Raw genomic sequence first — 18,457 nt, forward strand, 5'->3', positions numbered from 1 at the left:
CCGGCTTGACGCGCCGGGCCCGCTCCACCATCCTTGACCCCCTGCGGCAGGCAGCGCCAGCGGGTTGTGGCGCGACCAACCCGCCCGTCGCACAAGACTCATGACCCAAGCTGCTCCGAATACGGGCCCGGACACCGTGACCGTGCTGGATGCGCAGGCCCTCGCGGGCCTGACCACACTCGACCCGACCGGCGCCAACCGCCTCGTGCAGCGGGTGCTGGCCACCTACCAGGGTTCGCTCGGCAAGCTGATGCGCCAGATGAGCGATGCCCGCGGCAGCGGCGATCACGCCGGGGTCCGCCTCGCGGCCCACACCCTAAAATCCTCGTCGGCCAGCATCGGCGCGCTGGAGCTGTCGCGGCTCTGTTCAGCGGTCGAGCAGGCCGTTCGCGAAGGTCAGCACGATGCCGTGCCGGCGCTGGTCGACGAGCTTCAGGCCGAAGCTCGCCGCGTCGACCGGGCCGTGCAGGCCATGCTGGCCAGCTGACCGATCGCCGTTTCCCAAGCCGCCGAGTTCATGACCCTGCCGCACGCCTTCGACACCGACGACTCGCTCGAGCGCCCCAAGGTGTTGCTGGTCGACGATGACGAGGTCAACCTGATGCTGACCGCGGTCGCGCTGCGCGAGCGCGGCTTCGAGATCACCGAGGCCGGCTCCGGCGAGCGCGCGCTGGCGCTGCTGACCGACTGGACGCCGGACATCATCGTGCTCGACGCGATGATGCCGGGGCTCGACGGCTTCGACACCTGCCGCGAGCTGCGCACCTTCGCCGGCTTCGAGAACATGCCGGTGCTGATGCTGACCGGCCTCGACGACGACGCGTCGATCACCCGCGCCTACCAGGCCGGCGCCACCGACTTCTTCGTCAAGTCGCCGCAATGGAGCCTGCTGGCCGGCCGCCTGCGCTACCTGCTGCGCAGCTCGCGCACGCGCCAGGAACTCGAACGCAGCAAGACCAAGCTGGCGCGCGCGCAGGACCTGGCGCGCATGGGCAGCTTCGACTGGCGCCGCCCGAGCGGCGGTTCATCCGGCGGCCTGGTGCTGGCGCCCGAGGGTCTTCGCGTGTTCGGCTTCATGCCGCAGGAGAAGGTCTCCCTGCGGCGGCTGTTGCGCATGGTTCCGGCGCCCGAGCGCCGCGGCATGGCGCGGGTGCTGCACGAGGTGCTGACCTACGCCTCCGTGCTGGCGATCGACGTGCCGGTCACGCTGCTGGACGGCCGCCAGCGCATCGTGCACGTCGAGGCCGAGCCCGAGTTCAACGAGCACGGCCACTCGGTCGGCTACACCGGCATCGTGCAGGACGTGACCGACCGCCGCGTCGCCGAGGACCGCATCCGCCACTTGGCGAACTTCGATGCGCTGACCGGCCTGCCGAACCGGCGCCAGCTGATCTGGCGCACCGAGCGCGCGCTCGATCACGCGCGGCGCCTCGGCCACCAGGCGGCGCTGCTGCTGATCGACCTGGACCGCTTCAAGGTCATCAACGACACGCTGGGCCATGCCAGCGGCGACGAGCTGCTGGTGGAAGTGGCGCGCCGCCTGCGCGGTTGCGTGCGCCATTCCGACCAGGTGATGGAAGGCGCGCTCGAATCGGTCGGCTCGCGTTCGCACCGCACGCTCGAAGCGGTCGGCCGCCTCGGCGGCGACGAATTCGTCGCGCTGCTGCCCGAGGTTACCGACGACAGCGATGCCGAGCGCGTCTCGCAGCGCATCCTCGATGCGATGCGCGAGCCGATCTTCGTCGGCGGCCAGGAGTGTTTCGTCACCGCGTCCGTCGGCATCGCGATCTACCCGCGCGACGGCCTGTCGGTGGCCGACATGATGCGCAACTCCGACGTCGCGATGTACTCGGCCAAGTCGGCGGGGCGCAACTCGTCGGCGGTGTACAGCCCGATGCTGGCCGGCCGCGGCCGCGAGAAGCTGGAGCTCGAAAGCGCGCTGCACAAGGCGATCGAGCGCAACGAGCTGGTGCTGCACTACCAGCCGAAGATCGATGTGCGCTCGGCCCGCATGGTCGGCGCCGAGGCGCTGATGCGCTGGCAGCGCGGCAATACGCTGGTGCCGCCGGGCGACTTCATCCCGCTGGCCGAAGAAACCGGCCTGATCGTGCCGCTGTCCGAATGGGCGCTGCGCGAAGCCGCGCGGCAGGCCAAGGCCTGGAGCGTGAGCTTCGGCTTCTGCGATTCGATCGCGGTGAACCTGCCGAACCGGCTGTTCGAACGTTCGGACCTCGTCGAGCACATCCACCAGTCGGTGTCGACCTACGGCGTGCCGCACCGCTCGATCCAGCTCGAGATCACCGAGACGGGCCTGATGAAGGACCTGCAGAACGTGATCCCGTCGCTGCACCGGCTGAACGAGATCGGCGTCGAAATCTCGATCGACGATTTCGGCACCGGCTACTCGTCGCTGGCCTACCTGACCACGCTGCCGATCTCCGAGCTGAAGATCGACCGCAGCTTCGTGCGCGAGCTCGGCATCACGCCGCAGAGCTCGGCGGTGGTCACCGCGATCATCGCGCTGGCGCGTTCGCTGGGCCTGCGCGTCGTCGCCGAGGGCGTCGAGAACCTGCGCCAGATGGAAGTGCTGCACCGCCTGGGCTGCGGCGTGATGCAGGGCTTCCTGTTCAGCCGGCCGATCCCGCCGGACGACATCGAGAAGTGGCTGCAGCAGACCGTGCTGCCGCGCAAGGCGCCGTGGATCGCGCAGGCGGGCGGCGACCGCACGCCCGACGGTCATCGTTCAGCGGGGCTGAGAACCTGAGACTGCAGGCCCGCTTCACGCGCGACACCGCCAGACGCAGTATCCAGGTGACGCGATGACGACCCCCGCGCAATACGCCAAGGGCGCGCTGCGCCGCCTGGCCCTGTCGAAGCTGGAGCCGACGCCGGCCAACTACGCCCGCTGTTATGCGGAGGAAGCCGGCGAAGCGCCGCCCGCGGCCGACACGGCCTCTTTGCCGGCGAAGGCGCGCCCGTTGCTCGAACGGCTGCTGGCGCGCGCCAGCGACGACGCCGGCCTGCGAGGCGAGGTGCTCGCGGCGCTGGACGACAGCCGCTTCGACGAAGCGCTGCGCATCCTCGACCGCAGCGGCGACCCGAACGTGGCCCAGGGCCAGGCCTGGGCCACGCTGGTCGAACGGCTGGCGCGCGCGCTGGAGCGCGGCAGCAAGCAGTGGACGCCGGCGCGCAAGAAGGACAGCCTGCAGCGCGTGCTCGACGGCAGCCGCCGCGACGCCCAGCGGCTGCAGCAACGCCTGAAGCAGCTGATCCATTCCTGGGAGACCGACGCGGCCGATGTTTCGGTCGAGGTGCAGGAGGGCGCTGCCGACGGACCGGCCCCCGAGGCGGGCACGCCGATCGAGCTGGCCGAACGGGCGGCGGCGCCGGCCACGGCGAGCGCGCCGGCGCCCGCCCCGATCGACCACCAGCCGCGCATCGTCGAGGCGCTCGAAGGGGCGTTGCGCTCGGGCCTGCCGCCCGAGCAGCCGCGCGCGGCCGAGCTGGCCGACGAACTCGGCGCCTGGGCGCAGCGCATCCGTAGCGAAGGCGCGACGGTGGCCGTCGCCGAAGGCGTGGTCGAGGTCTGCCAGCGCGTGCGGCGGCTGTTCGCGCACCGCCACCACCTCGTCGATGAACTGATGGCGCTGTGCCGCTCGCTCACCGACAGCCTCACCGAGCTGTCCGAGGACGAGAGCTGGGCCCGCGGGCAGAGCCAGAGCCTGCGCTCGCGGCTCGAAGGCGACGCCGGGGCTCGCGCGGTGCGCGCCGCGCGCGAGCTGCTGGCCGATACACGCGAGCGCCAGCGCTCGATGCGCAGCGAGCGCGAGAAGGCGCGCGACGCGCTGAAGGCGATGATCACGCACATGCTCAGCGAGATCGGCGAGCTGGGCCAGGTCACCGGCCGCTTCAACGACAAGGTGGTCGGTTATGCCGACGTCATCGAACGCGCCGATTCGATCGAAAGCCTGGCCGACGTGGTGCGCGAGCTGGTCGGCGAATCGCGCGCGGTGCACGAGGTGATCGCCGGCGCGCGCCAGCGCATGGCCGACGAACATTCGCGCGCCAGCGAGCTCGAGGCGCAGGTGCTGAAGCTCGAAGGCGAGCTGCGTCGCCTCTCGGACGAGGTGTCCACCGACGTGCTGACGCAGGTCGCCAACCGCCGCGGACTGCAGCAGGTGTTCGAGGCCGAGCGTGCGCGCATCGACCGCGGCGGCCCGGCGTTCGCGGTCGGCCTGATCGACATCGACAACTTCAAGAAGCTCAACGACACGCTCGGCCATGCCGCCGGCGACGTGGCGTTGAAGTCGTTGGCGACGCGGGTCAAGGAATGGCTGCGGCCGGTCGATCACATCGCGCGCTTCGGCGGCGAGGAGTTCGTCGTGCTGCTCACGGCGATGCCGGTCGACGAAGCGCAGCAGGTGCTGACGCGGCTCCAGCGCCAGTTGAGCGCCAGCCTCTTCATGCACGACGGCCGCGAGGTTTTCGTGACCTTCTCGGCCGGCGTCACCGCCTACCGCGCCGGCGAGGCGCTGGAGCTGGCACTCGAGCGCGCCGACGAGGCGCTGTACGAGGCCAAGCGCACCGGGAAGAACCGCACCTGCATCGCCTGAGCGCCGCGGCGCCCGCGCGGCCGGTCAGCCGTAGGCCAGGCCGGTCGCCGACAGGCCGCTGAAGCCGATGTTCGCCAGGTTCAGGTCCAGGTCGGCGGCCAGCTGCGTCAGCGTGACCGGGGTGAAGCTGCCCTCGTCGAGCAGGGCGACGTACTGCGCGCGCACCTCGGCCGGGGGGGCCGAACCGGTCAGGTTGGCATAGAGCAGCTCGACCACCGCCGCGTGGCCGGCACCGGCGCCGAGGCGGGCATCGAGTGCCAGCTGCACCAGCGCTTCGCTGGCCATGCCGCCGTCGAGCAGCTCCAGGCCGATGCCGACATAGGCCGCGTTGTGCACGGAGGCCGGCCCGAAGACCGCGCCCAGCAGGCGGGCGACCTCGCCGGCGCGACCGTCGAGGTCCAGCGCCAGCGAGCCGTCGGCGAACTGCAGGCGCTCGACCTCGTGCAGCAGGTCGCGGCCCTCGAGGCCGCGGCTGTCTGCCAGCGTCCAGCCGCCATCGTCGGCGGCCTCGAGCGCATACGAGGCGCGGGCACCGCCGCATACCAGCCGGTCGATGCCGTCGCCGCCGTCGACGAAGTCGTTGCCCGCGCTGCCGGCGAGCACGTCGTCGGCCGCGCTGCCGCGCACCAGCGGCCGCATCTCGGCCTTGACGCGGTAACCACCCATGCCGGTGTCGTAGTCGGCGGCCATCACGTAGTGCGTGCCGGAGACACTCGGCACGAACGTGAGCTGCGCGTTGCCGTCGCCGCCGCTGTCGTCGTCGAACGCCAGCACGCCACCCTGGCCGTCGAACAGCACGAGGTAGGGATCGACGAGGCCGTTGGTGATGCGCTCGAGCCGGATGGTGTAGTGCGCGTTCGACGACAGCTGCACCGCGAACATGTCGCTGTCGGTCGGCGCGGTGATGACGCCGAAGCTGTAGGCGCCGCTGGTCGACAGCAGGCCGTTGGTGGCGGTCGAGGCCGGATAGTCGTCGACCGGCTTGCTGGCGGAGATGCTGTAGCTGCCGGTGATGCCGCCGTTGTCCGACGCGGCGACGTAGTAGGTGCCGCTCACGCTGGGCGTGTAGAACAGCTGCGCGTCGTCGCCGCTGCCGCCGTCGTTGTCGTAGGCCAGCAGGTCAAGCTCGGGCTGCGGGCCGTAGAGCACGAGGTAGGGATCTAGCGCCGCGCTGCCGGCCAGCATGTCGAAGCGGTACAGGGTGCCGGCGACCAGTTCGACCTTGAACATGTCGGCGTCGTCGGACGCATCGATGCGGGCGCCGACGAAGTTGCCGCTGGTGCGCAGCACGCCGCTGGTGTCGACGCTCATCGGGAAGTCGTCGCCGGCGATCGGTGCCGCGGTGCTGAAGTTCCAGGCGCCGCTGGCGGCCGTGAGGCCGGCGAAGGCATTGCCGGCCGCGTCCTTGAAGGCGCCGGCATCGATCGCCACCGTGTAGGCCGCACCTGCGGCGAACGCGGTCTTCGGGTCGATGCTCACCCGGCTGCCGTCGATGCTCACCTGCGTGGCATCGTTCACCGCGATCGTGATCGGGGCCTCGCTGCCGCGCTGGATCACGATGTTGCCGGTGCCGGCGAGCACGGGCTCGTCGAAGTCGATCACCAGCGTGGCATTGACCGCCACCTTGCTACCTTCGTCGTCCGGGCTGGTCGCGACGATGCGCGGTGCGCTGGCGTCGACCGACGAGGTGCCGAAGTTCCAGCGCGTGGCGTCGCTCCAGCCGGCGAACGGGTTGCCCGCAAGGTCGGCCAGCGCGCCGGCCGACACGGTGACGTAGAAGCTGCGCGACGCCGGCAGGTTGGCGGCCGGATCGATCGTCACGGTGCTGCCGTTGAACCGCAGCTGCAGCGTGTCGCTGGCGGCGATGCTGCGCCACAGCGTGCCGTCGGCCTCGTAGACGTTGATCGTGCCGCTGCCGGCACGCACCGCCTCGTTGAAGCCGAGCACGAGGTTGGCGCCGACGGTCACCGACGCGGCGCCATCGGCCGGGCTCAGCGACTGCAGCTGCGGCGCTGTCGTGTCCGCGTTGGGCATCAGGTCGGTCAAGGTGCGCGTGATGTCGGCGAAGCGGAAGCGCTCGACATTGCTCACGCGGTCGGTGCCGCTGGGACCGACCAGCGTGACGATGCCCCCGGCCACCGTGATGGCGTAGGCCGAGGCGACGCCGTCGAACACCGCGGTGTCCGCGCTGCCGTCGCCGCCGTCGAGAGTGTCGTTGCCGGGCCCGCCGATGAGCACGTCGTCGCCGCCGAGACCGTTGATCGTGTCGTTGCCGGCACCACCGGTCAGCTGGTTCGACGCCGCGTTGCCGGTGATGGTGTCGTTGCCGCCGCCGCCGACGCCGTCCTCGATCACCGTGTCGTAGGCGATCGCGACGTTGTTCGTCATGTTGTTGGCCGACGAGAAGCCGCCGCCGCGCAGGTCGATCACGCTGGGCGTGCTCCAGCCGCTGAAGTTCAGCGTGTCCTGGCCGCCCGAGTCGAAGATCGTCAGCACGGGGTGGGCGTTGCGCGTGAAGTCGTAGATCGCGCCCAGCGTGCCGGTGATGTTGCTGTTGAAGCCGTAGACGGTGGCGCCGGTGCGCGTCGTCGTCGACGCACCGTAGATCGCCTGGATCGCCATGATGTCGTTGAGCATCGGCGTCTGCGGCGACCAGGCCTGGTTGTTGGCGTCGGTCCAGTCGGCCTGCATCACGTCGGGCGAATACAGCGGCGAGACGTTGCGCGGACCGAAGTACGACATCACCGACAGCACCTCGCTGTCCTGGTACGACGACGGCGACCAGTTGCCCTCGCCGTTGTAGTCGCCCATGTGGTCGAGCCCGAGCGCGTGGCCGATCTCGTGCAGGAAGGTGTCGAAGCCGTAGCCGCCGAGCACGGGCGCGACGAGGTCGGGCTCGGTGACGTTGAACCAGACGCTGCCGATCGTCGGGAAGTAGGCGTGCGCGTAGCCGATGTCGGTGCTGGTGTAGCCGAACTCGATGTTGGTCGAGCCGCTGCCCTGCGCGATCGTCGGCGCGATCAGCTCGTCCCAGGTCGTCAGCGCCAGCGCCAGCATCTGCTGCTGCGAGCTGTTGACGGCGCGGAAGCCCGCGCCTTCGCCCTGCGAGAACATGCCGCTCGCGCTGGTGGGGAACGAGTAGGTGATGGTGCTGCCCGACCACTTGTAGCCGGTGTTCAGCTGGGCCAGCACCTGGGCCAGCGTCCAGTTGGCGATTGCCATGGGTGAGAGTTCTCCCGGGGTCGTGTTCGAGGCGGACGGACCGCCCTGGATCTCGTTATCGGCTGAATGGTCCTGAGGGTGAGCAGGGTACCCGGGGAAGCCGTGAAGCTTCCCCGGTTGGGGCGGTCAGGGGGCGTCGTAGCCCGTGAAGTCGAGGGCGGGCTGGCCGGTGAGCGCGACCTCGTTGTCGCGCTCGCCGCCCGCCAACGATGCGGTGGCCGCCCATTCGGTGTAGTCGATCTCGGCGGCGATCGTGTAGTCCGCCGGGTTGTCACCAAACACAACGACGTGGTAGGTCCCGCTCGTCGCGGCCTTGAACGTCGCCCATCCACCGCCGCCGAATGCGGTCGTGCCGTCTGGCGCGAACAGCTCGAAGTAGACCCCGGGCGCTGTGCCGGGCACGCGCAATCGGATCGACTGGCCGGCGGTGACTTCGAGCCCGAAGCGATCCCGGTCGTCGCCGACTTCGAGGTGGCCCTGCAGCGGGGCGGCACCGAGCACCAAGGTGCCGATGTTCGGGCCGCGTTCATCGAAGTCGTCGGAAGCCGTGGTGAAGCGGTAGGCGGTGGCACCGGTCAGGCCGGCAAAGGCCTGTCCGGCGGCGTCGCGCACGGCACCGGCCGGGATGTCGATGAAGTACTCGGTGGCGGCTGCGAGCTCGAGGCCGGGGGTGATGTACAGCGTGCTTCCGACGAATGAAAGGTGCGGGTAGTCGGACGTTTCGAAGCTCCCGATGATCGCGCCCGCCGAATTGCGCAGCACGATGCTGCCGCTGCCGGCGAACACTGGTTCGTCGAAGCGCAGGACGAAGGCACCGGTGCGGGACACCGTTGCGCCGCTCTGCGGATAGAGCGAGACCAGCGCGGGGGGCGCGACGTCGGTGTGACCGACATCGATCAGGTAGCTGCCCAGGTTGCCACCGGCGTCGCTGGCACGCAGGTAGTACGTCCCGCTCACGGTCGGCGTGTAGCTGAACTGCGGGTCGGCCTTCGAGCCGCCGTCGGTTGCCACCAGCTGCGCCTTGGTCGGGCTGTAGAGCCCGAGGTGCAGATTGCTCAGCCAGAGTCCTTCGGTGGTCGTCAGCTTGAAGTCGTAGCTAACGCCGGCGGCGAGGTCGACCTTGTAGTAGTCGACATCCCCGGCGAACTCGAGGGTGCCCAGGCGCGGGCCGTCGGGGACGTTGACGACGGCATTGGTGGTCGTCGACGCCGGGACCGAGTCGGTCGCGAAACTCGCGCGCACCTGGTAGCGCCCCGTCTCGCCGTTGTCGGTGCCGGCTTGCACGTAGTAAGTGCCGGTCGTCGGTGCGATGAAGGTCAGGCGCGTCGCGCCTCCCGCCAGGCCCGACGTCTGATACGTGCCGGTGATCTGCGCGCCGGCGTCGTTGAACAGAAACAGGTTCGTATCGAGCGGGCCGTCGGCGCCGGACAGGTCGACGTGGACCATGCGTCCCGCGGTGAGCGACACCTTGAACCAGTCGACGTCGGCGGACGATTGGACCTGGCCGCTCGTGGCCGCGCCGTTCATGGTCAGTCTGCCGCTGGTGCCGGTGGCGGCGAGGAAGTCGTCGGTTACAGCCGCTGCGGACAGCTGGTAGGCGCCGAGGTTGCCGGACAGCATCGCGTCGAGGTAGTAGGTGCCGCTGGACGGCGCCGTGAAGCCGATGCGGAAAGTCGCGGCTGTTCCAGGAATCGTGTCGGCGTGCACGGGCAACGCATGGCCGCTGGCGTCGAGCAGCGCCAGGTAGGTGAGCAGCCCGCTCGTCGGATCGACTGCCTTCAACGCGAATTCGTAGGTGCGGCCGGCAACCAAGTCGGCGCGGAACATGTCGTGGTCGCCGTAGTAATCGAACTGTCCCGAGCGCGTGCCGCCGATGGCGATCTGCGCGGCCCCGCCCGGCGAGTTCGGCCAGTCGTCCGGCTGCAGCGGCTGCGTCGTGAATGTCAGCTCGACGGGAGCCTCCAGGCCGGGATGCGGTTGGCCGTTGGCATCCAGCAGCAAGCCGGGCGGCAGGTCAACGGTATACGTCTGCCCCAGCTCGAAGTCGAAGCTGGGATTGATGTAGAGGGCGTAGCCGTTGGCGGAAATCTGGTTCCAGTCGCCGGTAGGGATGGAGAAGCGGACGGCGCCGCTGCTGTCGCGGATGAGTACCGTGCCCTGGCCGAGACTGAACGGCTTGGTGACGCTGAAGCTGATGGGCGTGGAGGGGTTAACGTCGATCGCGCCGTTCTCCGGGTAGTGGCCGTAGACGAGCGGCACGTCGGTGGTCGCAGATACCTGGTACGAGCCGGTACCGCGGCCTTCGTCCATAACCCCGACGTAGTAGGTGCCGCTCGTCGCCGGCGTGAAGTACAGCTGCGCGTCCGGATCGTCGACGCCGCCCCAGCCATGCACGTCGCGCAGCACCTCGCCGGTGGAGGTCAGCAGCACGAGCCGGGGCTCAAGAGCGCCGGGCTGGCTCGCGTCGCGTTGCGCGGCGATGCTGTAGGCCACCCCCGCCTGCAGCTCGATCCCGAACATATCCGCATCGTCCGCCGCTTCGATGCGGCCGTGCGTGGCCGGGCCGCCGACGGTGACATGACCCGCCGTGCTGGTCGACCACGGGAAGTCATCCGGCGGGCTGGCGGTCACGAAGTTGAACGCGCTGCCGCCAGTCACGCCGGCGAACGGCGCCCCGTTGCTGCCGACGATCGTGCCGGCGTAGATCTCGACGAAGTAGGGTCGTCCGGGCTCGAGATCGATCTGTGGATCGATGGTGACGGTGTTGCCGTCGAAGTGCACCTGGGTCGTGTCGGCGACCGGAATCACGCGCACCATGCCGTTGCCGGCATCGCGGATCAGGATGTCGCCCTGGCCGGCGGCCACCGGCTGCGAGAACTGCAGCTGCAGGTTGGCATCGACCGCCACGCCAGTCGCGTTGTCGGCGGGGCTGGTGCCAGCAAGCGTCGGCGGCGGTGCGTCGATGGCCGTCAGCTTGTAGCCACCGATGCCCCAGGCTTCGTCCTGCACGCCGAGGTAGTAGGTGGCGGTTGTCGATGCGTTGAAGGCGATGCGGGCGCTGCCCGCGGAACTGCCCGAGTCGTCGTCGGTGAGGATGGCCTTGCCGGAGGGGTTCAACAGCGTCAGGCTCGGATCGAGGCCGCCGGGGCTGCCGTCGCTGTCGAGACGGAAGACATAGCTGTGGCCGGCCTCCAACTGGACGGCGAACATGTCGCCGTCATGGCTCGTCTCGATCTGGCCGGAGCTGGCGACGCCGCCGACGGTCACGACGCCGGTCGTGTCGGTGGACCAGGGGTAGTCATCGGGCGGCGGCACGGTGGTGAAGTTGTAGGCCGTCGGACCGCTGAGGCCGGCGAACGCGAGGCCTTGCGTGCTGAGGATGGCGCCGGCGTCGATCTCGATGTAGTAGCCGCGGCCCCTGGCCAGGTCGCCGGCCGGGTTCAGCACCATCGTCCGGTTGTCGAACTGGACCTGCGTGAAGTCGGCGACATCAATCGTCTGATCGACCGTGCCGTCGGCATGGCGGATCACGATCGACCCCTGGCCCGGCTTCACGGGATGGGAGAACGTCAGATGGAACGCCGAGTCGAGCGACACATAGCTGGCGTCGTCGCTCGGCGAGGCGGAAGTCAGGGTCGGCGCTACCAGCGGCGTACCGTCGATCGCGACGCTGACCTCGTAACCGCCGGTGCTGAGGTCGAGGCCGGACGCGTTCAGGTAGTGTTCGCCGCTGACCGTCGCGGTGTAGTTCAGCGTGATCGTCGGTTCGTCGCGTGCGTAGCTGTACCCGCCCCAGGTGCCATCGGGCTGGTAGAGGTTCAGGTAGGGCGAGCTCAGGCCGCCGTCGTCGTTGCGCACCAGGGTGAAGTTGTAGGTCGTGCCGGCGATGAGCGCGACCTTGAACATGTCGTTGTCTTCCGCCAGCTCGATGCGGCCGGCCACCGCCTGACCGCCGACGGCGAGGCCGGTCGCGCCTTCGAAGCCGTTGCTGTGGTCGTCCGGCGTCGGGATGCCGTGGTGGAGCGCAGCCAGCGCGTAAGTGCCCGTGGCGGAGGATTCGTCCGCGGCCTTCACGTAATAGGTGCCGGTCGACGATGGGATGAAATTGAGGATGCGGGCGTCTCCGGTTTTCGAGCCGCCGCTGTCGTGGTCGCTGGCTTCGACCGCGCCACCCGGGCCGACAACGCTTAGCATCACGTCGAGGGCGCCCGACGTGCGGGCCAGCGCGAAGCTGTAGGCATGGCCCGCCTGCAGCTGCACGGCGAACGCGTCGCTGTCGCCGGGGACCTCGATGCGGCCGGTGCTGGGTGTGCCGTCCGTCGCCACGGCGCCGGGCGCAGAAGTCGGGTAGTCGTCGTCCTGCGAAGACGTGGTCCTGAAGTTGAGCGCAGTTGCCGTGCTCAGCCCGGCATACGCCACGCCGTTGCTCCCGACCAGCGCACCCGCGTCGATCGTGAGGTAGTAGTCCTGCGACAGCGCGAGGTCACTCGGTGGATCGATCGTGACGGTGCTGCCCGCGAACGTCACACCCGGATCGCTGCCCACCGCGAAGCTGTGGACCACGCTGCCATCGGCCTTGTGCAGCACGATCGAGCCGGTGCCGGCCTGCACGTTGTCGGAGAAGTGGAGTTGCAGGTTGCTCGACACCGCCACGTCGGTGCTGTCGTCGGCCGGCACGGCCTGCACGAGCACCGGCGCCGGTAGCGCGTGCGCCGCGAGCGTGTACCCACCGGTCGCGCTGCCCTCGTCGGCGGCACCGAGGAAGTAGGTGCCGCCCGCCGTCGGCGTGTAGACCAGCCGGGCACCGCCGTTCTTCGAGCCGCCGTCCTCGTCGCTGGCCAAGGGGTTGCCCGAGGGGTTGAACAGCGTCAGCAGGGGATCGAGCGTGCCGTCGCTGCGCGACAGCGTGAATGCATAGGTCACCCCGGCCTGCAGCTGCACCTGGAACATGTCGCCGTCGCCGGCCGTCTCGATGGTGCCGGTCGTCGCCGCGCCGTCGACCGCCACGACGGCCTGGGTGCGTGTCGACCACGGGAAGTCGTCCTCGGGCGTGGTGGTCGCGGTGGCCGCGTTCGTGGTGTTCGTTGTCTGCATGATCTCCCTCCAGTGATGTGTTCGAAACGTGTGGCGACAGGGCCGGCCTCAGCGGGCGTGCGCCTGCCAGCGCCGCCGCAGGCGCTGCAGCCGGGCGTCGGCCTCGAATTCGGGCCGCAGCAGGCCGTTGACGTGCAGGTCGAGGCGCCGGTCGCCGTCGGCGATGTGGCCGCGCAGCAGGCCTTCGCTGGCGAAGCCCAGGTGCAGCGTGTTGGCCTGCGCGACCGGGTTGTCGCCGTAGACGTAGCTCACCAGCTTGTCGAGCCGCAGCCGCTCGAAGGCGAAGGCCACCGCGGCCAGCGAGGCCTTCAGCGCCAGCGCTTCCCCGCCTTCGCGACGCTCGCCGCCGGGCACGCCGACCAGCAGCTCGCCGCGGCGGTTGATCGCGTCGATGTCGACGATCGAGACCAGGCCGGCCGCACGCCCGGCGCGATCGACCACGATCCAGTCGCGCCGCCGCGTCTCGCGCGGTGGGCGCTGGGCGCGGCCGATGAACTCATGCAGGGCGGGTTCGTCGCCGCGCTGGTAGCGGTGGAAGCGCGGCATGAACGCGGCATCGTTGAAGGCCGCGCGCAGGAAGGGCAGGTCGGTGGCCTGCGGCAGCCGCAGCAGGGCGCCGCCGATGGTGATCGGTTCCCACCAGCGGCCGGCAAGCGCTTCGCACACGCTGCGCACGGCGTCGGGCAGCGGCAGCTGGCGCGCCTCGGCCAGCGAGGTGGCGTGTTCGGCGGCCCGCCCGGCATCGGTCCACCGGCTCTGCGCATGCAGCGCGAGGCACAGCTTCTCGACGGCGGGCAGCGACTGCGGCGCCTGCCGCGCGATACGCGCGGCCAGCGCGGCGGCCTCGTCCACCTGGCCGGCGTCGAGCAGCGCCTGTGTCAGGTTGACCGTGTGCAGCAGGTTGTCGGGCTGCAGCCGGCAGGCCTGGCGCCAGTCGGCGACGATGCGGGCGTCGCGCTCGCGCGTGCGTTCGCTGCGCGTCAGCAGCAGCGCGTGCGCGGCGTGTTCGGCCGCCGTGGCCGGTGCATGTCCATCGAAATGCGACTGCAGTCGCGCCCAGTCGCCCTGCCGCAGCCAGGCGTGCAGCGTCGCGTCACGGCTGGCTGGCACCATCGCCGTTCCTCCCCTGGCGGCCGCCGTGCCGGCGACCGCTTCCCTCGTTTGATGTCGCGCGAGGCTAGCACGCGCCCGGCTGCCACATCCCCCATGCTCGCGGGGGGCGCACCCGATGGACCGGGGTGCAGGTCAACAGCCCGGTGGATGACGACGCTCAGATTCCGAGCAAGGCCGCCAGCGAGCCTTGCTGCAGCTGCAGCCGCATCGCGCGGTCGGCGGCCGCCGCGGTCCAGATGCGCTCCCCGGGCTGCGCGTCGGCATCGTCGCCGTCGGGCGGCTGCCCGTCCCCGAACACGCTGAGCACCAGCGGCTCCGGCAGCACCACGACACCGGCATGGCGCCGATAGGCGCGGATCAGCGCGAAGCCCACCGGTCCCTCGGGATCGAGCCCGAGGCCGAGGTCGCCGCGCGGCGCGACGTCGGAGATGCGCCGGCCGTACAGGCTCAGCAATCGTCCCAGCGCCAGCACCTCGGTCAGCGTGGTCAGGGTCGCCGCCGGGGCCGCGCGCATCGAAGTCTCCTGAGTCATCCGCCCGCCTCCGTCTCCGCTCGGCCGCCGTCGCGGCGCGTGGTGTCGTCCTTGCAACACCGTAGGGCCCGACGAGCCCCGTCGGCATCCTCAAGCGGTAGGAAGAAGAATTGAAAAGTGCTACACATGGCCACAACGGTCAGCGCCGATCGTTGCAAGGGAGGAAGCCGCACCGTGACCCAGGTGATGACGTTGGGCAGCGTCGAGATCCGCGTGGCCGAGCGCAAGCTGATCGTCGACGGCACGCCGGTCGCGCTGGGGGCACGGGCCTTCGACGTGTTGCTGGCATTGGCCGAACGGTCCGACCGCGTGGTCAGCAAGGCCGAACTGCTGGACCTCGGCTGGCCCGGCATCGTCGTCGAGGAAAACAACCTCACGGTGCAGATCTCGACGCTGCGCCGGCTGCTCGGCCACGATGCCATCGTCACCGTCACCGGGCGCGGTTATCGGCTGGCGCTCGCAGGCACCGGCGCCGCACGCACCGATCTGCAGCGGCCGCCGCCGGTCCCGGCGCCGGACGTGGCCGCCGGCCGCCTGGAACGACGGCTGGCGGCCATTGTGCAGGCCGACGTGGTCGGCTGGCCCCGCCTGGTGGCCCGCGACCCGATGCGCGCGGCGAACACCTGGCGGCGCATCCGCCAGGATCTGATCGAGCGCAGCGTGCCGCGCTTCGGCGGCCGGCTGATCGAGCTGACGGCCGAACGCGTGCAGATCGAGTTCGGCAGCGTGGTCGAGGCCGTCGCGTGGTCGCTGCAGCTGCAGGTCCTGCTGACCGAATGGCGCGCCACGCCCGATGCCGCCGAAAGCGCTTCGGTGCACATGCGCATCGGCATCGCTGTGGATGACGTGATCGTCGACGACGGCAAACTCGTCGGCGATGGTGTCAATGTGGCAGCCGACCTCCAGCACATCGCCGCACACGACGAAGTCCTGACGACGCAGAAGGTGCGCGACTTCGTCATGCACAAGCTCGACGCGGTGTTCGACCCGCGCGGCGAGCGCCTGATGCCGCGCCTGCAGCGGCCGGTGCAGGTGTTCCGCATCGACGCCGGCAGCCGCGCGGCGGTGCGGGGCGACGCGCCGCGCGCGCCGCTGGCGCGTGTCGCGTCGATCGCCGTGCTGCCCTTCGATGCCAGCGGCGCCGTCGGCGAGGCCTATTTCGGCGACGGCTTCACCGAGGAGATCATCGCCACGCTGTCGCTCAACCGGGCGCTGTTCGTCATCGCCCACAGCTCGACGCTGCGCTTCCGCGGCAACGAGGTCGACCTCACCGCGGTGGCCGACGAGCTCGGCGTGCGCTACCTCGTGATCGGCGGCCTGCGCCGCTCCGGGGCCCAGGTGCGCCTCAACGTCAGCCTGGTCTACGCGCCGGACCAGCGCGTGCTGTGGCACGAACGATTCGATGGCAGCACCGACGATCTCTTCGGATTCCAGGCGGAGATCGCGGCCAGCGTTGCGGCGGCGGTGGCGCCGCAGGTCCAGGACGAGGAGGTCGCGCGCGTGCGCCACCGCCCCACCGAGCACTATGGCGCCTATGACTGCGTGCTGCGCGCGCTCGCCGGCCTGTACCAGCTTGGCAGCGCCGAGTTCGACACCGCCGGCGACATGCTCAAGCACGCGATCGCGCTCGATCCCGGCTATGCGCAGGCGCACGCCCATCTGGCGTGGTGGTACACGCTGCGTGTCGGCGAGGGCCTGACCAGCGATCGCAGCGAAGGTGCGCTGGCGCTCGAGCATGCGATGCGCGCGGTGCGCCTCGACGGCCGGGACGCCTGGGCGCTGTCGGTCGCCGGCTACGTGACGACGCTGCAGGAGCGGCGCTACCAGCAGGCGCTCGAGATGTACGAGCAGGCGCTGGCCATCAACCCGAGCTGCGCGGCCGCGTGGGCGCGCAGCGCCGCGACGCTGTCCTACATGGGGCGCTGCGACGAATCGATGGAGCGCGTGCAGCGCGCGATGCGCCTGAGCCCGTTCGACCAGCACATGTTCTGGCACCTGACGATCTGCGGCGGCGCCTGCTTCGTCGGCCGCCGCTACGACGAGGCGGCCGGCTGGCTGGGCAAGGCGCTGCGGCTGAACCCGCGGTTCAACGGCGCGCGCCGGGTGCAGATCGCGGCGCTCGTGCGCATCGGCGAACTGGCCGAGGCGCGCGAGCTCGCGCAGGCCCTGCTGGCCGAGACACCGGACTTTTCCGTCGCTGCGTTCGGCCGCTGGTCCCCCATGCAGCAGCCCTACCTCGACGACCTGCTTCAGGGCCTGCGCCACGCCGGGCTGCCCGACTAGAAGGGACGGCGCGCAGCCCGCGGCCAGGACCCGTCCCACGCCCATCTTCAAGGAGGAGTGCCATGGTCTGGAACGCGGACAACCTGTCGTTCATCGGCGGGCCCAACTACTCGGCGTACTCGTCGCCGAACTACACCGCCTATGCCGGCCCGAACTACGCCGCCTACGGTGCGCCCAACTACGCGGCGTACGGCGGGCCGAACTACGCGGCGTACTCGGCGCCGAACTACGCGGCCACGTCGGCGCCGAACTACGCCGCCTATGCTGCGCCCAACTACGCTGCCCAGGGCAGCCCGAACTACGCGGCGATGCCGGGCGGCGGCGCGGTGGCGCCGATGGCGCCGGGCGTCGTGCTCGCCGGCAACGGCACCGGTGCCGGCGGCGCCAGCGGAACGGGCTTCCTCGGCGGCTACGGCCCGGTCGCGCGCTTCGAGTACGCGACACCGGCGGCGCTCGGGCCGCTGCCCTGGATCCTCGACTTCGCGCATGGGGACGGGTGGCCGCCGTTTCCGACCGAGCTGCGGCTGCGCCAGCAGGACCTGGCGACGCGCCTCGAGTGGCAGCCGGGCGACTGGGATCCCGGGCTGCGATTCTGGGCACTGCCCTTCGATCCGCGGCTGACCGAGTGGCTGCAGGACCTCAACCTGGCCGCCCCGGCGGTGATGGCGGCGCGCGAGTTCGCCGCGCAGCACCCGCAGTGGCTGGCGCCGCGGCCGGACCTCGGCCTCGCCGGCGGCAGCCCGCTGCACGCGCGCTTCGCGGGCCAGCCGCACCTGCTCGACTGGACGAACGATCCGGGCGTGGTGGCCACCGAGCTGAACGAACTCGTCGACCTGATGTGCGACGACCGCGCACGCTACCTCGAGGAGGCCCGCGTGCAGTCGGGACAGGCCACGCCGTACTTCGTGCACCTGATGGGCTTCGATCCGGCGGCCCGGCCATGGACGATGGAGCTGATGAACTGCGCGTCGGCCATCGGCAACCTGGTGAAGATGCAATACAAGGCCAGCTACCGGCGCGTGCGGCCGTCCTTCCTGTGCCCCGGCCTGCTGCCGCCCTGGGGTCCGCCGCAGCACCCGGCCTTCCCGAGCGGGCACTCGACGGTGATGCACCTGACCACGCTGTTCCTGCTGTCGGTGGACGGCATCGCCGACCGGTTCGGGATCTTCGAGCCGGACGCCGGCAAGGGGCGTCGGCCCTGCCTGGGTGACTTCCTCGACAGCGCGCCGCGCCATGCCGGCGCAAAGGCCGGCGCCACGCCGGCCGCCAAGGGGTATGGCGACGACCAGCGCTCGCCGCTGCTGTGGCTGGCCTGGCGCATCGCGCGCGGCCGCGAGCGGCTGGGCCTGCACTACCGCAGCGACAGCGCGGCCGGCCGGGTGCTGGCGGCACTGGTGTGGGATGCCTGCATCAACGACGACAGCGCGAACCCCATCGTGCTGCCTAGCCTGCGCAAGGTGCTGCATCATGCCCGGGCCGAGTGGCCGGTGTTCGAAGGTGCGCCGACGACAGCGGTGAATGCGCCGGTCGCGCCCCTCGCCGCCGGTGGCGTACCGCGCAACGGGGCAGCCCGCAAGGCCCCGGCGAAGGCCTGAGCCTG

At 70.5% G+C, this 18,457-nt stretch carries 10 protein-coding genes and 1 pseudogene; 6 read left to right on the plus strand and 5 right to left on the minus strand.

Annotated elements, in window-relative coordinates:
• The first annotated feature begins 136 nt into the window (after positions 1 to 136).
• The 3 genes from P1K89_RS29895 to P1K89_RS29905 are packed head-to-tail and all read left to right on the plus strand — an operon-like array spanning position 137 to position 4,613.
• Entirely contained in the window at positions 137 to 487 is a 351-nt protein-coding gene (locus P1K89_RS29895) for an Hpt domain-containing protein (protein ID WP_284620204.1), read from the plus strand.
• A 30-nt stretch (positions 488 to 517) separates the two neighbouring features.
• Positions 518 to 2,764 (plus strand): putative bifunctional diguanylate cyclase/phosphodiesterase, encoded by a 2,247-nt coding sequence (locus tag P1K89_RS29900; RefSeq protein WP_284620205.1) that lies wholly within the window; start codon positions 518 to 520, stop codon positions 2,762 to 2,764.
• 55 nt (positions 2,765 to 2,819) lie between these two features.
• Positions 2,820 to 4,613 (plus strand): GGDEF domain-containing protein, encoded by a 1,794-nt coding sequence (locus P1K89_RS29905; RefSeq protein ID WP_284620206.1) that lies wholly within the window; start codon positions 2,820 to 2,822, stop codon positions 4,611 to 4,613.
• Positions 4,614 to 4,637: 24 nt separating this feature from the next.
• On the opposite strand, the gene P1K89_RS29910 is transcribed toward P1K89_RS29905, so the two are convergent.
• The 3 genes and pseudogenes from P1K89_RS29910 to P1K89_RS33320 form a co-directional block, all read right to left on the minus strand.
• Entirely contained in the window at positions 4,638 to 7,835 is a 3,198-nt protein-coding gene (locus tag P1K89_RS29910) for an Ig-like domain-containing protein (RefSeq protein ID WP_284620207.1), read from the minus strand.
• Between the two features lie 126 nt (positions 7,836 to 7,961).
• Positions 7,962 to 12,527: an Ig-like domain-containing protein gene (locus tag P1K89_RS29915; RefSeq protein ID WP_284620208.1), complete on the minus strand. Its 4,566-nt coding sequence runs from the start codon at positions 12,525 to 12,527 to the stop codon at positions 7,962 to 7,964.
• 123 nt (positions 12,528 to 12,650) lie between these two features.
• A pseudogene (locus tag P1K89_RS33320) lies at positions 12,651 to 12,785 on the minus strand (hypothetical protein); the annotation flags it as partial.
• Between P1K89_RS33320 and P1K89_RS29920 the strand changes: the two are divergent.
• On the plus strand, positions 12,784 to 12,945 hold the full coding sequence (locus P1K89_RS29920) for a hypothetical protein (RefSeq protein ID WP_284620209.1): 162 nt from the start codon (positions 12,784 to 12,786) through the stop codon (positions 12,943 to 12,945). The pseudogene P1K89_RS33320 and the gene P1K89_RS29920 overlap by 2 nt on opposite strands.
• A 32-nt stretch (positions 12,946 to 12,977) precedes the next feature.
• Here the strand turns inward: P1K89_RS29920 and P1K89_RS29925 are convergent, their stop codons facing one another.
• Positions 12,978 to 14,042, minus strand: coding sequence for a GNAT family N-acetyltransferase (locus P1K89_RS29925; RefSeq protein ID WP_284620210.1), 1,065 nt, complete (start codon positions 14,040 to 14,042; stop codon positions 12,978 to 12,980).
• A gap of 157 nt (positions 14,043 to 14,199) precedes the next feature.
• Positions 14,200 to 14,556 carry a hypothetical protein gene (locus P1K89_RS29930; protein WP_284620211.1) on the minus strand — a complete coding sequence of 119 codons (357 nt, stop codon included), beginning with the start codon at positions 14,554 to 14,556 and terminating at the stop codon, positions 14,200 to 14,202.
• A 192-nt stretch (positions 14,557 to 14,748) separates the two neighbouring features.
• Here P1K89_RS29930 and P1K89_RS29935 point away from each other — a divergent pair, with 192 nt between their 5' ends.
• Both P1K89_RS29935 and P1K89_RS29940 read left to right on the plus strand, forming a co-directional pair.
• Positions 14,749 to 16,857, plus strand: coding sequence for a tetratricopeptide repeat protein (locus P1K89_RS29935; RefSeq protein WP_284620212.1), 2,109 nt, complete (start codon positions 14,749 to 14,751; stop codon positions 16,855 to 16,857).
• 62 nt (positions 16,858 to 16,919) lie between these two features.
• Positions 16,920 to 18,452 carry a hypothetical protein gene (locus P1K89_RS29940; protein ID WP_284620213.1) on the plus strand — a complete coding sequence of 511 codons (1,533 nt, stop codon included), beginning with the start codon at positions 16,920 to 16,922 and terminating at the stop codon, positions 18,450 to 18,452.
• Positions 18,453 to 18,457 lie beyond the last annotated feature (5 nt).

It is taken from the genome of Aquabacterium humicola (assembly GCF_030167915.1).
GTDB classification, from domain to species: domain Bacteria; phylum Pseudomonadota; class Gammaproteobacteria; order Burkholderiales; family Burkholderiaceae_C; genus Pseudaquabacterium; species Pseudaquabacterium humicola.